The sequence below is a fragment of the Robiginitalea rubriflava genome, from assembly GCF_052540725.1.
Genome location: NZ_CP199309.1, coordinates 435559 through 449550, shown reverse-complemented (window position 1 = coordinate 449550; position 13992 = coordinate 435559). Strand labels below are relative to the sequence as shown.

Annotated in this window: 15 protein-coding genes; 10 read left to right on the top strand and 5 right to left on the bottom strand. The window is 46.4% G+C overall.

Annotated features, from left to right (window positions below):
- Positions 1-154: 154 nt before the first annotated feature.
- From ACT6NU_RS02045 to ACT6NU_RS02020, 6 genes are all read left to right on the top strand, one after another.
- Positions 155-895: a hypothetical protein gene (locus ACT6NU_RS02045; RefSeq protein WP_445382796.1), complete on the top strand. Its 741-nt coding sequence runs from the start codon at positions 155-157 to the stop codon at positions 893-895.
- A 70-nt stretch (positions 896-965) separates the two neighbouring features.
- Positions 966-1682, top strand: coding sequence for a hypothetical protein (locus ACT6NU_RS02040; RefSeq protein ID WP_445382795.1), 717 nt, complete (start codon positions 966-968; stop codon positions 1680-1682).
- Between the two features lie 69 nt (positions 1683-1751).
- Positions 1752-2261, top strand: coding sequence for a DUF6702 family protein (locus ACT6NU_RS02035; RefSeq protein WP_445382794.1), 510 nt, complete (start codon positions 1752-1754; stop codon positions 2259-2261).
- A 62-nt stretch (positions 2262-2323) separates the two neighbouring features.
- On the top strand, positions 2324-4630 hold the full coding sequence (locus tag ACT6NU_RS02030) for a M1 family metallopeptidase (RefSeq protein WP_445382793.1): 2307 nt from the start codon (positions 2324-2326) through the stop codon (positions 4628-4630).
- Between the two features lie 86 nt (positions 4631-4716).
- Complete coding sequence (locus ACT6NU_RS02025; protein WP_445383820.1) at positions 4717-4989, top strand: Sec-independent protein translocase subunit TatA/TatB; 273 nt, start codon at positions 4717-4719, stop codon at positions 4987-4989.
- A 5-nt stretch (positions 4990-4994) separates the two neighbouring features.
- Positions 4995-5555 carry a phosphatase PAP2 family protein gene (locus tag ACT6NU_RS02020; protein WP_445382792.1) on the top strand — a complete coding sequence of 187 codons (561 nt, stop codon included), beginning with the start codon at positions 4995-4997 and terminating at the stop codon, positions 5553-5555.
- Here ACT6NU_RS02020 and ACT6NU_RS02015 read toward each other — a convergent pair.
- Positions 5533-6174: an O-methyltransferase gene (locus tag ACT6NU_RS02015; protein ID WP_445382791.1), complete on the bottom strand. Its 642-nt coding sequence runs from the start codon at positions 6172-6174 to the stop codon at positions 5533-5535. The genes ACT6NU_RS02020 and ACT6NU_RS02015 overlap by 23 nt on opposite strands.
- Positions 6175-6237: 63 nt before the next feature.
- Between ACT6NU_RS02015 and ACT6NU_RS02010 the strand changes: the two genes are divergently transcribed.
- The 3 genes from ACT6NU_RS02010 to ACT6NU_RS02000 all read left to right on the top strand — a co-directional run bounded on the left by ACT6NU_RS02010 (position 6238) and on the right by ACT6NU_RS02000 (position 9236).
- Positions 6238-6699, top strand: a complete 462-nt coding sequence (locus ACT6NU_RS02010; RefSeq protein WP_445382790.1) for a GNAT family N-acetyltransferase — start codon at positions 6238-6240, stop codon at positions 6697-6699.
- Between the two features lie 70 nt (positions 6700-6769).
- Positions 6770-8050 (top strand): kynureninase, encoded by a 1281-nt coding sequence (gene kynU, locus ACT6NU_RS02005; RefSeq protein WP_445382789.1) that lies wholly within the window; start codon positions 6770-6772, stop codon positions 8048-8050.
- Between the two features lie 40 nt (positions 8051-8090).
- A complete protein-coding gene (locus ACT6NU_RS02000; RefSeq protein WP_445382788.1) occupies positions 8091-9236 on the top strand; it encodes an MFS transporter in 1146 nt (381 codons plus the stop codon).
- Positions 9237-9246: 10 nt separating this feature from the next.
- On the opposite strand, the gene ACT6NU_RS01995 is transcribed toward ACT6NU_RS02000, so the two are convergent.
- Positions 9247-9933, bottom strand: a complete 687-nt coding sequence (locus ACT6NU_RS01995) for a hypothetical protein (protein WP_445382787.1) — start codon at positions 9931-9933, stop codon at positions 9247-9249.
- A gap of 204 nt (positions 9934-10137) precedes the next feature.
- Here ACT6NU_RS01995 and ACT6NU_RS01990 point away from each other — a divergent pair, with 204 nt between their 5' ends.
- The gene (locus ACT6NU_RS01990; RefSeq protein ID WP_445382786.1) at positions 10138-10686 is read left to right on the top strand and encodes a ClpP family protease; all 549 of its coding nucleotides are present in this window, start codon (positions 10138-10140) and stop codon (positions 10684-10686) included.
- Positions 10687-10843: 157 nt separating this feature from the next.
- Here the strand turns inward: ACT6NU_RS01990 and ACT6NU_RS01985 are convergent, their stop codons facing one another.
- The 3 genes from ACT6NU_RS01985 to ACT6NU_RS01975 are packed head-to-tail and all read right to left on the bottom strand — an operon-like array spanning position 10844 to position 13871.
- Positions 10844-12376, bottom strand: coding sequence for a cryptochrome/photolyase family protein (locus ACT6NU_RS01985; RefSeq protein ID WP_445382785.1), 1533 nt, complete (start codon positions 12374-12376; stop codon positions 10844-10846).
- 9 nt (positions 12377-12385) lie between these two features.
- The gene (locus ACT6NU_RS01980) at positions 12386-13684 is read right to left on the bottom strand and encodes a DASH family cryptochrome (RefSeq protein WP_445382784.1); all 1299 of its coding nucleotides are present in this window, start codon (positions 13682-13684) and stop codon (positions 12386-12388) included.
- Between the two features lie 49 nt (positions 13685-13733).
- The gene (locus tag ACT6NU_RS01975; protein WP_445382783.1) at positions 13734-13871 is read right to left on the bottom strand and encodes a DUF2256 domain-containing protein; all 138 of its coding nucleotides are present in this window, start codon (positions 13869-13871) and stop codon (positions 13734-13736) included.
- Between the last annotated feature and the right edge of the window lie 121 nt (positions 13872-13992).

Genomic DNA, 13992 nt, shown 5'->3' with positions numbered 1-13992 from the left:
TACGGCCCTAAATCCCTATCAATTAGGCAAAACGGCTCTAATCCCAATAACCACCGGCATGTATATTCCAGGATTAACATAAGTTTAAGGGGCAGGTATTTTTTTTTCGGTCGGGATGTTCTTAATTTATGGTATTGTAATATTCCGAACACTAATGAGGAAATTTGTTTTGATAACCGGCCTTTTGTTTGTGTGTTTTCAGCTTTCTGCTCAGGATTCGCGCAAACTGCTCCGGGGGACGGTATTGTATAGGGGCGGGGGTGTTCCCAATGAAAATGTCATTAATTCTACTGCCGAAACGGCTACCATAACCGATGATAAAGGCAATTATGCCATCGAGGTAAAAGCCGGGGATGAGTTGATTTTTATGGCCCTTAATTTTCAACTTGAAATAATAACCATTACAGAGGAAATTATTAAAAATAACCGCCTGGTGGTTGAGGTCAACGAGAAGGTAACCGAGCTGGATGAAGTGGTGGTAAGTCCTGAAAACCAGGAGGCCTTTTTGCAACTCAAAAATGAGGATTTCAAACAATTCGACTACGAAACGGACCAAACCACAGAAGTGGTAAATATTGCTGAAGACCAAACAGTCAGGGGCATGCAGTACGGACTGAATTTTGTCAGCATCTTTAAGTTGTTGGCCAAGGGAATTGCTGGTGATAAAAACCAGTCAGCTGAACCTCTGAAGGTAAGTGAGGTGTTGCGACAGGTATATGATGACAGCTTTTTTGTCCAGGATTTGAGTATTCCCCAGGATCAGATTGACTCCTTCCTGGTCTATTGCGATAAGCAGTTGCCGCCAAGAACCTTGCTCCGTAAAGAGAACGAATTCCAACTGATAGATTTCCTTGTAAGTAACAGTGAGTCCTTCCGCAACAGCCTTCAGGATTAGACCTGCTTTCTGCATTCTGCTTCTGTTTACACTTAGCCTTCAGGGAAAAGTATACGCACAGGATTCCCCCTTGCCGGCCAGACAACTCTCAGGACGGGTCACAGAGCAGGAGGAAGGGATTCCCGATTTGCATATTATCAACCTTACTTCCGGGGATGCGACCATCTCGAATGCCGGTGGTTATTTCTCCATTGAAGTAAGCCATAGGGATACCCTGCTTTTTTCTGCCGTTCAATATAAGCGTAAAACACTGATTATTAAGCAGGAACACCTTGAAGCAGGTTTATTGCTGGTGCCTGTGGAACCCTTCGTAAATGAACTGGATGAAGTAGTGCTGAGGCCTTACAACCTGAGTGGGGATTTGGACAAAGATCTTGAGAACCTGCCTGTAGAGGAGACTATTTCTTCAATATCCCTCGGATTGCCGAATGCCTATGTTAAGGTGAAGACACAAACCGAAAGAAAATTGTATGAAGCGACCACCGGAAGCGGGTTAATCCCCTTAAACCCGATAATCAATGGCATCAGCGGGAGGACGAAAATGCTTAAAAAAAGGCTGGCCCGCGACAGGGCCTATGAAAAAGCCAGGCGTACCTGGCTGCTTTATCCGGATAGCCTCTTATTAAAACAACTTGTAATTCCGGATGACCGCCTGGAAGATTTCAAATATTTTTGCGAGGTGGATCCCAACTTTGAAAACCTGGCCGATAATGGTGATCAGCTTAGGCTGTGGGCTTTTTTCCGGCGGAAAAGCGAAGATTATCGAGAATTCAATGCCCTGGATTAGTTGAGGGAAAAGGAGAGGAAAAGAGGCCTGGCACAGCTTTTGTAAACTCAAATACTGAAAAAATACGTGATGATAACAACCTTAAAAAGTGGATTTTTTGCCCTGCTGGTGACGGTTACCGTCCTGAGCGGCCTGCACAAGTTTTATGTAAGTGTTACCAATGTAGATTACTCTGAAAAGGAACAGGCGATTCAAATGATCAGTCGGGTATTTATAGACGATATGGATGCAGTACTCCTGGAGCGATACGATTTCAGGGCCCGCCTGGCAACTCCAAGGGAATCTGCGCAGTCAAATGACTACATTGAAAAGTACTTTAAGGCTAAATTCAAGCTTACGGTAAATGGCGCAGCAAAAGATTACAAATTCCTGGGTACACGGTATGAAAATGACCTGCTCATTTGCTATATGGAAGTAAGCGGGATTGAAAAAGCCGCCCTGGAATCGGTGGGAATTGAAAATGAAGTTTTGACCGACCTTTTCGAGGAACAAAAGAATCTGGTTCACTTCAACATCCTGGGAAGCAAGAAAAGTGTAGTCCTGATCCGGGGGAATAATAAAGGAATGTTAAACTTCTGAGCAGGAACCCCTGAAAACCGGCTGAAATTTATATTTTAGGCCACCTTAAAAACCAAGTTATAATGATGAAGATAAAGTACGTTTTTGCCGCACTCTTTTTTGTTTCTTCCGCCCTAGTTTTTGCGCAGGAAACCGAGACCAAAAAGGAGCCCGGGCATACCAACCAGAGCAAGTTCCGGCAATTATATCAGGAATTTGCCACCCCCAACACCTATCGTTCTGCTTCCGGAACCCCCGGGCCGGATTACTACCAGCAGCAGGCAGACTACAAAATGGATATTACTCTGGATGACCGCAATGCGCGCATCTATGGAGAGGAAACCATTACCTATTACAATAATTCCCCGGACGTTCTGGAATACCTTTGGGTTCAGCTGGATCAGAATGTAAGGGCTAAAGACTCCAAATCTCCTTTGAGGAATGGCGGAGGAGTTCCCTTGGCCTACCGTACAGGAAGTTTTACTGGAGAATACATGACAGAACCCTTTGATGGTGGTTTCAATATTGAGTACGTTAGAGATGCTTCCGGCAAGCCGATCCCTTATACCATCAACCAGACCATGATGCGGGTGAATATCGCAGAACCCCTGAAAAGCGGGTCTTCGGTTTCCTTTTCTATTAAATGGTGGTACAACATCCCGGATCATACCGTAAACCGGGCTCGTTCTGGTTTCGAGTATTTTCCTAAAGACGGGAACCGGGCCTACGTAATTGCGCAATTCTTTCCCCGGATGGCTGTTTACAGCGACGTAGAAGGCTGGCAAAACCACCAGTTCTGGGGCAGTGGGGAATTTGCCCTTCCCTTCGGGAATTACGATGTTAACATTACAGTGCCTGCCGATCACGTGCTGGATGCAACCGGAGTACTGCAGAACCGCAAGGAGGTTTTTTCAAAGGAAATGATGAAGCGTTATGAGCAGGCTAAGAAATCTTATGACAAACCGGTGATAATCGTTACCCAGGAAGAGGCCGAGGCAGCCGAGAAAGGTTTTTCAGAAAAGACCAAGACCTGGAAATTCCGGGCGGAAAATGTCAGGGACTACGGTTTTGCAACCTCCAGGAAATTTATCTGGGATATGCAGGCAGTAAAAATTGGCGGAAAAGATGTCATGGCCGTTTCACTATATCCAAAAGAAGGGAACCCGCTTTGGGAAGAGTACTCCACCAAGGCTGTTGCCAGCACCTTGAAAACCTACTCATCCCACACTTTTGATTACCCTTACCACAAGGCCATCTCCGTACACGCTAAAAACCAGGGAATGGAATACCCGATGATCTGCTGGAACTACGGGCGCCCAAATGAAGATGGGACCTATTCGGACCGGGTCAAATACGGGATGATCTCTGTAATTATACATGAAGTAGGTCATAATTTCTTTCCCATGATCGTCAATTCGGATGAACGTCAGTGGGGATGGATGGATGAAGGATTGGATACTTTTATGCAATACCTGGCGGAACAGGAATTCGGGGAAACCTTCCCGGAAGCCATCAGCCCGAACGAGAAATACCCTTCCAGAAGGGGAGATCCCTCCAAGATCGTTCCCTACATGGCAGGAGATCAATCTACCATCTCACCGATCATGTCGAACCCTGAAAACGTTTATCAGCTGGGGCCTAATGCCTATGCTAAACCAGCAACGGCCTTGAATATCCTCAGGGAAACCGTTATGGGGCGTGAGTTGTTTGACCACGCATTTAAGACCTATGCGCAGCGCTGGAAATTTAAGCACCCTACCCCGGAGGATTTCTTCCGCACCATGGAGGACGCTTCTGCTGTTGATCTGGATTGGTTCTGGAGGTCCTGGTTCTATACCACCGATTATGTGGATATTGGAGTTAAGGGCGTTAAGAAGTATTACGTTTCAGACAAGCCCACTGCACAGATGCGTGAGTACCTGGCAGCTAATAATATTACTGAGGATCAGTTGCCTCCGCTGGTATATCTGGCAGAAGAAGATAGCGAGGATTTCGATCCAGAACTTAAGGGAAAATCACCCTCAGAGATATCTCAGCCACTCAAGGCCTTTATGATGGATAACATGACCGAGCAGGAACGTGCACAGGTACAGGAGCCCAAGTATTTCTATCAGGTCACTTTTGATAAGCCGGGTGGGATCCCCATGCCGCTTATTGTTGAATATACCTATGCAGACGGCACTACTGAGCAGATTACCTATCCTCCTGAAATCTGGAGGAAAAATGATGATGAGGTAAGCCGCGTAATTTCCTCCCAAAAGGAATTGGTGGGGATTGTTGTAGATCCGAAAGCTGAAACTGCGGATATAGATACTACCAACAACAGCTGGCCGAAGAAGGATCAGCCTTCGGAATTTGAACAGTTTAAGGAGAACATAAAGGGCAAATAAAGCCAACATAAGTAAAAAAAAGTCCCGAAGCTCCTTCGGGACTTTTTATTTGGCGATAGATTCTTATGTATATTTGTGCCATGAGTATGATGTTTTTGTTTATCAGCGGGGCGGAAATATTTTTTATCCTCTTTATAGTGGTGATGGTGTTTGGCGCGGATAAAATCCCGGGTATTGCCAAAGGCCTCGGCAAGGGGATGAGACAACTCAAAGACGCCACCGAAGACATCAAAAGGGAAATACACAAAAGTGCTGAGAAGCAGGGTATAGATACCTCTTTTACCGAAGATATTGAGAAAGACCTGAAGGAAGTCAAAAAGAACCTGGACGACGTAGGGGGTACCATTCGCCGTAAATAGTTGTTATGCTGGAACGCTTGCTTCAATGGGACCGGGAGGCGTTTATCTATCTCAACAGCCTGGGCATAGAAAAATATGACGGTTTCTGGACGGCTGTAACCGATATTACTACCTGGATTCCTTTATTCCTTTTATTTTTTGCATTGCTGCTCTTGAAATATCCGATCCGGGAGGGGCTGGCGATGGTAATTACCTCGGTATTGCTATTGCTTTTTGTACTCTGGTTCACGGATTTTACAAAGGAAATGGTAGCCCGTCTTAGGCCCAATAATGATCAACAGGTAAATACCCTGATACGGATACTGCGCAACCCTGTGAGTTTCAGTTTTTTCTCAGGCCATGCTTCTTCTTCATTCTCGCTCACCACACTGGTGTTTCTGTTTTTGAGGCCTAAGTTTCAGTGGGCCTTCCTGTTTTTTTTATGGCCTTTGCTGTTTGCCTTCAGCCGGATATATGTAGGAGTGCATTATCCGCTGGATATCCTGGTAGGGGCGCTGGTGGGAATACTCCTGGCCATCATGTTCTATAAGGGGTTCGCCCGCCTCAGAGCACTGTACATACAGTAAGCCCATCCCGTATTGGGAGTAAGACCGTACGCACCCTGGGGTCTTGTTGTAAATTCTTATTCAATGACAGCAGGATCTGGGTAGGTTTGTCCTTTTTATCCAGCGGCTCCACAACTTTTCCAGACCACAATACATTGTCCAGTAATATCATCCCCCCTTTGTTCATCTTAGGGTAAACGGCTTCAAAATAGTCCGGGTACTCAGCCTTGTCGGCATCGATAAAGGCCAGGTCAAATTTTTGCTTAAGCTCCGGAATCACGTCCAGGGCTTCCCCAAGATGGCTGGTAATCTGATCGGCGTAGTCACTTTTCTGAAAATACTTCTGTTGTATATCCTGCAGTTCCGGGTTAACGTCAATGGTATGCAGGCTGCCACCGCTTTGCAGTCCTTCGGCAAGGCATAGGGCAGAATAGCCTGTGTAAGTACCAATTTCGAGGATATGCATTGGCTGCACCAGGCGGGAGAGCAGGCTCAGCACCCTTCCCTGATAATGTCCGGTTATCATCCTCGGGCGCAGTACCTTCAGGTGGGTTTCGCGGCTCAGGGCAGCTAATAGAGCTGGTTCCGCTTCGCTATGAGACTCTATATACTGTTCCAGATCGGGAGAGAGAAAATGCATGCCGTTTGTTTTTGCAAAATTACTCAAATCCTTGCTACCTTAGTTTTAGTAAGCCCGTCTGTTATGAAGATAAAAATCCGCCCGGCAACACTTTCGGATCTACCCTCATTACGTGAAATGGAACAGGGAATAATCCGGGATGAGCGTCCCTTTGACCCTACCATCCGCCAGGACCCGGTACACTATTACGACCTGCAGGCCTTAATTACCGACCCGGATTGTCATTTCCTGCTTGCAGAAGCGAACCAAAAAGTCGTCAGTACCGGATATGCGCAAAAGAAAGTTCCCAGGCACTATCTGGATCACCAATTCTATGCCTATTTAGGGTTTATGTACACCGTGCCCGAACATCGCGGCAAAGGGATAAATGGCCTGTTGATTGCCGATTTAAAGAAATGGGCCAGGAAGCAGGGTTTAAAGGAGTTCCGCCTTACCGTATATGAAGGTAATCTTCCCGCCATAAGGGCCTACCAAAAGGTCGGTTTTTCCCGACACCTGATAGAGATGCGTTTGCGGGAGGAGTAAGGCAGGGGTCTTTTTAAAGATCTGGACCTGATATTGAACGCTTCGTTGTATTTTTACGCAAAATGGCTCTATGAATTTTGAAAATACCCTTGAATATGCGCGTAGTCTGGATGCGGCAGACCCCTTGCGCGATTACCGCGAATCTTTTTATTTCCCAAAAGTTAATGGCAAAGAAGTAATTTATTTTACAGGTAATTCCCTGGGGTTGCAACCCAAAAGTGCTGCACAGTATGTAAATGAGGTCATGCAGGATTGGAAAGAACTGGCTGTAGAGGGCCACTTTTATGCCGAGAAACCCTGGTGGGAGTACCATGAATTGCTGGCAGGCCCGCTTTCTGAGATTGTAGGGGCCTCCGCAGAAGAGGTTACCGTTATGAATACACTTACGGTAAACCTGCATCTGCTTATGGTTTCCTTTTACCGGCCTGAAGGGAAACGTTACAAAATACTCTGTGAGGAGAAAGCTTTTCCCTCGGATCAGTATATGCTCAAGAGCCAGTTGGAATTTCACGGCTACGATCCTGATGATGCCCTTATTGAGGTGAGCAAAAAGCCCGGGCAACACCATTGGACCACAGAAGATTTTACAGATGCCATAGAAGCGCATTCAGACGAGATTGCTCTTGTTTTGGTGGGCGGGGTTAACTACTACAACGGGCAGGTGCTCGATATGCAGACCATAACCCGGGTTGGTAAGGATAATGGTTGTATGGTGGGCTGGGACCTGGCCCATGCCGCCGGGAATGTAAGGCTTTCTCTGCATGACTGGGAGGTAGATTTTGCTTCCTGGTGCAGTTATAAATATTTAAACAGCGGCCCTGGCAATGCATCGGGGGTTTTTATTCATAAAAAACACCTGGGTAAAAATGATATCCGGAGATTTGAAGGCTGGTGGGGAAATAAGAAGGAAAGCCGTTTTATGATGAACCCCGAATTCGACCCCATGGAAACCGCGGACGCCTGGCAACTCAGTAACCCGCCTATCCTTTCCCTGGCCCCTTTCCTGGCTTCCTTAAAGCTTTTCGAAGCCGTCGGAATGGAAGCCCTTATTGCAAAGCGTAACCAAATCACTGCCTACCTGGAATTCATCCTTCATGAAATTGACGCGGAAGTAAGCAGTCGTTTTGAGATTATCACCCCGGCATCCAGAGGCTGCCAGCTTTCGGTTTTCCTGCACGGGCAGGGAAGGCCCTTGTTCGATTATCTGATGCAAAACGGAGTGATTACTGATTGGCGGGAACCGAATGTTATCCGGCTGGCCCCGGCTCCTTTTTATTGCTCCTACGAAGATATGTACCGCTTCGGGCAGATTTTAAAACAGGGGATACAATCCCTTGCGAAATCCCAATAAATCTTTGACCAACCTATCTCTATAACAGCAGACCATTCCGTTGAAATCTCTGAGGCTCATTTTATCCAAACCCCGTTATTTTGCTCCGGCCTGGGTCTTTGCCAGCCTGAACATCTGGTTCGGTACCTGGGCCATTTACATTCCAACTGTTAAAGAACGTCTGGAAATTGACAAGGCCAGCCTGGGGATTGCCATTTTTTTCCTCTCCCTAGGGGTTTTTACCATCTTCCCCCTGGCAACCAGAATCATCAACTATTTGGGGGTGGGACGGGCAACCTGGTACGGAGTGGTCAGCAGTAGTTTCTTTGCTTTTTTTCCACTGATCGCTCCCAATTACCTGAGCCTTGTTATAGCCTTGTTCTTTTTTGGTGCTTCCAATGGATTTACGGATATCTCAATGAATACCCTGGTTACGGAAATAGAGAAGGAGGATAGGCAACATTTCATGTCTGCAGCCCATGGATTTTTCAGCCTGGGGGGTGTGCTTGCGGGGATGGGCAGTTTTCTGATTTTGCTGATAGGGAACCCGGCCTGGCACATGCTTGGGGTTATTGTCCTGGTTTTTGGGATTAACTTGTATTTCAGGAATCATTATGTCCAAATAAAAGCTGCCCCGGTGGAAAAAGAGGGTTTTAGTTTGAAATTGTTCAGACCTCTGTTAATCCTGGGAATAGTCTCTTTTATGGTAATGGGGGGTGAAGGCGCTGTGGTAGACTGGTCCGGATTATACCTGCAGGAGATTGCGAATGCCCCGGAATTCCTGATCGGCAGCGGTTTCCTTGCCTTTTCTGTTACCATGACCCTGGGACGATTTATGGGGGATGCAATCAGTGCGCGAATCGGTTCCGTAAAAATTGTGGCCCTGGGAAGCGCCATTGCCGTATTGGGCTATCTGGCGGTCCTCTCTACTGCAATTTATGCGGTTATTGCAGGTTTCGGGCTAATTGGCCTGGGATTTTCCGTAATCATTCCTGAGTTGTTTCGCATTGGCGGCAAGGTAAAAGGGGTAGACTCCTCCCAGGGAATCGCCTTTATCGCTGGGGCGGGCTATTCGGGTTTCCTTACAGCTCCGCCGGTTCTGGGTTACCTGGCGGAAAATTTCAGCCTGAAAACCAGTTTTTGGGTGCTTCTGGTCTGTGCCGCCCTGGTCCTTCTGGCCACTTACACCCTCCACAGGAAAAACTGATCTGCCGGGATTAATTTACCTGAATCCCGGTGAAATAAAGTTTGAAAGAGCCTTCGGCATTAGTATGCATACTGGAGATTTTCAGGCCATTGTAATCGTCATACCCTTCCCAGGTGGTAATCATAGAAGGTTCCTTTTGGTTACCTTTTCTGAAAACCCATTCCCGGACCATTGAGTCTTTGTCCAGATAGAAATCATAGGCGTCGCCGGGGGTATACCCCCCAGGGCCGGTATAAACCACGGTTAGTTTTTCCAGACTATCCCCTGAGATTGGAGCGGGTTGTTTGGATTCCATGGTGTATTCGAAACTATTCTGGTCCCAGACCCATTGATAGGGTGCTAGCAGCCAGTATTTATCATTGATAAACCGGGCATCTGCCCCCATTAGAGTAGAATCTACCTCCGAACGCAGATAGCTTAGGGTGTCCCCATTCATCATCAGGCTTACGCGATTATCTTTTACGTTCCAGATCCAGGAGCGCTCCGAATGCTGATCGCCGCGATCGACATTGAATGTAAATCGGATTTCTGATATATCCTTCCATTTTTCATATCCGTGGGCTTCGGCCAGTTTTTCCAGAATCGGTTGTTCCATATGGGGCTCTGCTACTGGCGGTTGTTCGGTTTCTTTTGGGTTATCCTTGCAGGCAACCACAGCTAAAAGACAGAGAAATAATTGGAGTATACGCTGGTTCATGATCTTTATTTTACGTCAAAGATACCATCTTTTAAAATACGCTGAAGCAGATTTTTAGAAGCCCGGAAAACACCCCCTTTTACAGAATTTACGCGGCTGCCACGGGAGGTCGCGGGAAGGAATTTTAAAGCAGGAGAACTTTACTCTAATGGCACTGCATTTCTTATAATTTGATTATTTTTGACCTTTAACCAAATACGTAGCATGAGCGCAAAAAAAGGAAAAGTACAGGAAGCCATTGATAGTCGGTTACTGGAGGAACGAAAGGTGTTTTTATGGGGAGCGGTAGACGATGATTCCGCCAAGCATGTAATCGACCGTTTGCTGTACCTGGATCTGCAAAATCATAAAGAAATCCAATTGCTGATAAACAGCCCCGGAGGTTATGTTACTTCCGGATTTGCCATATACGATTGCATAAAGGCCCTTAAAAGCCCGGTTTCCACTGTTTGTACAGGTCTGGCAGCATCCATGGGTTCCATCCTGCTTTCCGTTGGAAAAAAGGGGCGCAGATTTATACAGCCGCATGCCCGGGTCATGATCCACCAGCCCAGCGGAGGGGCCAGGGGGCAGGCTTCCAACATAGAAATTCAGGCAAAGGAAATCCTTAAAACCCGTGAGATAGGAGCAAAGATCCTTGCCGAGAATTGTGGCCAGCCCTATGAAAAGATTATGAAGGATTTTAACAGGGATTATTGGATGGACGCTGCAGAATCTGTTGAATACGGTATTGTGGACGGCATCCTGGAGTAAGGTATTCACAAACAAATCAAGAGAAAAGACCTTCTCTGCCGTGGCAGGAGAAGGTCTTCTGATATATATAGACGCCGAAGCGGGAAATACCTATACTTTATTTACGTAAAGGCTGCTTTTTCAGATCTTCACTCAGGTTATCAAAAGGTTAAATGGTTCAGAAACGGTCGGGATTGGCGATAATCTCTGCAGCCCGTTCTTTCAATCCACTGAGTTCTTCTGCCGATTTCTTTTCAAGCAGGCTGTACATCATCCCCATCCTGGGGTTGTCCTTTAAATACGGCTTCTTGTCATCCAGGAAATTCCAGTAAAGCGCATTGAAGGGGCAGGCTTTTTCGCCGGTTTTGACCGTTTTGCTGTAGTGGCAGCCACTGCAGTAATTACCCATTTTATCTATGTAGTTCGCGCTGCTCACATAGGGTTTTGTAGCTACTATACCGCCGTCCGCAAACTGGCTCATCCCCCGGGTATTGGGGAGTTCAACCCATTGTATGGCATCGATATAGATGCCCAGATACCACTTATCTACTTCTTCCGGGGCTACCTGTGCGAGTAAGGCAAAATTCCCGGTTATCATCAGGCGTTGAATATGGTGGGCATAAGCCGTTTCCAGGCTTTGGGAAATGGCGTGCTTCAGGCAATTCATCTTAGTCTTGGCGGTCCAGAAAAAGTCGGGCAGCGGATTCTTGTTTTCCAGCTTGTTAAGCGTTTCGTATTCGGGCATTTCCTTCCAGTAGATGCCACGCATGTATTCGCGCCATCCCAGGATTTGGCGAATAAAACCTTCCACCTGAGAGATGTCAATGGCTTCACTGTTTTCTAGATAGTAAGATTCAACACCTTCCACCACCTCCCGGGGTGCGATAAGCTTGCTGTTCATGGCAAAGGAAAGACGGGAATGAAACAGATACTTTTGTTCGGTGTGCAATGCATCCTGGAAGTCACCGAAATGCACCAGCAAATGCTCGCAAAAATAATCGAGAAGCGACAGCGATTCCTCACGGGTAACCGGCCAGGGGAAATGCTCTGGCTCGAGATTTCCTATGGTTTTGACGCCCGCGTCAGCAATTTCGCCGGCCAAGCTGCTTACGTCCTTATCAAAATCCAATTCCGGCGGGATGGCCGGTTCCCCTTTCCATTTCTTGCGGTTTTGTTGGTCGAAATTCCATTGCCCTCCCAGTGGCTGCTCCCCTTCCATAAGCACCTGATGCTTTTTGCGCATCATGCGATAAAAGGATTCCATCAGGAGTTGTTTCTTGCCTTCAAAAAAAGAGCTCAGCTCCTCCCTTGAGGTATAAAAATGTTCAGTATCAAAGGCTTCTGCAGGAATTTCAAGTTCTTTTACAAGTTCTTTCAGCTGCTTGTCCAGGCGAAATTCATCGGGCAGCAAGTATTCAAAACGTTCTGCTTTAAGTTCCGCAATTGTATTTTTAATCAGGCTATTTAAATCTTCGGCAGATTCCGGGTCTGAAATTTTTATATAATGCACTTTATGCCCCTGCTCTTCAAGGGATTCAGCAAACAAGCGCATAGCCTTGAAAAAGGCAACCACTTTTTGAATATGGTGGGTTACATAATCCGTTTCCTGCCGCATTTCTGCCATCAGGTATACCACTTCTTCATTTGCTGATTGAAACCAGCTGTGCTCTCTGTTGAGCTGATCACCGAGGATAAGACGAAGTGTTTTCATAGGCAAATTTTAGAATAAGGTTTCCTGAAGCCAGGTTCGTCTGAATTTCCCGGATGGGTCATATCGATCTGCCTGCAGCGAAGTATTGAATTTCCGGTCTCTGGGATCGTTTCCAACCCCCGAATTATACATCCAGTTTCCCCAGTTGCTGTGCACATCATAGTCCAGTAATAAACTTTCAAAATAGGATGCCCCGATACGCCAGTCCTGTTCCCATTCCTTGGCCCAGTAGCTGGCTACATTCTGCCGCCCCCGATTGCTCATCCAACCCGTATGGGCCAGTTCCAGCATATTGGCATTTACAAAATCACAGTCGGTACGGCCCTGCGTCCACCTTTGCAGAAGTTCATCGGCCTGCCCCCAGGGGTAGTCACGATTTTTAATGCCCCCTACAAAGAAAATCTTAGGACCGTGTTTCAGGGAAATATATTTGAAATAATCCCTCCAGATGAGTTCAAAGATCAGCCAGTAGGTATCCTGGTTTTTCTTTATTTCCCGCTCATATTTTTTTACTTCCCAATAAATGGTTCGTGCTGAAAGGGAGCCATTTGCCAGCCAGGGGGAGAATTTTGAGCTGTAATCCGTTCCGAGAAGGCCATTACGTGTTTTTTTATAGAAGCTTAGTTTTTTACTCTCCCAGAAATAGTGGTTTAATCGCTCTTTGGCAGCTTTTTCACCGCCCCGGAAGGGAAAAGCAGACCGGGGGTCTGGTTCAAAGGGTTCAAAGCCGAGTTGTTCAGGACTGGGTAAGCCTGTATCTGAATCGATAAGGTTTTCTGCAGATTTGGGAGCCAGCGGTTGTGCAAGTGTCCGGACAGAGGCCTGTTTTTCGCAGGCTTTTCGAAACTGGGTAAATACTTCCGGAATAGTTGAATAAGAAGTGTAGGGAATATCATCCGGGTGAAAAAGGAACTGCTCAAAAGATGTTGTCATCTCAATTCCCGCGGGGACGGCGGCTTCCACCGCCTTGTAAACAGCTACTTCTTCCGTTGTCCATTCAGCCTGGCTGAAAATATGGTTAACCTGCTGTTCCCTGCAGATTTCAGGGATTACTTCTTCCGGTTTCCCCCGGTGAACCAGCAAACTTATATTCAACTCTTTTAAGGCGTCCTTTAATTCTGCAACGGTTTCCAAAAGGAATTTAGCCCTGAATTTTCCGGTTTTCGGAAAGCCGAAATCGGTTTTTGAAAAATGGCGGGGATCAAAACAATAAACGGCCAGGCAATGATCAGCCGACCCCGCCTGGCTCAGACCTGCATTGTCCAGGATTCTCAAATCATTTCGAAACCAATAAAGAGCTGTTTTCATAGTACTATATCGAATCGCGGAAGTCCGTTGGTATCCCGCTTATAAGTCTTTAATCATTTTTGGAACTCCTGCAGCGCTTGCTGCAATATTTGACAGATTCCCAGTCTTTCGCCCATTTTTTACGCCAGCTGAAGGGGCGGTTGCAGACCGGACAAATCTTTTGAGGTAAATGGCTTTTTACATGCATATTGTTTACCAAAAATAAATAAATATTAAACAGAAAACTGTTAGGGATTCCCTAAATGAAGGGATCATGCTATTTAGGGTATCAGGAACATTCAAGTTTTAGTACCTTTAAGATTTTATGG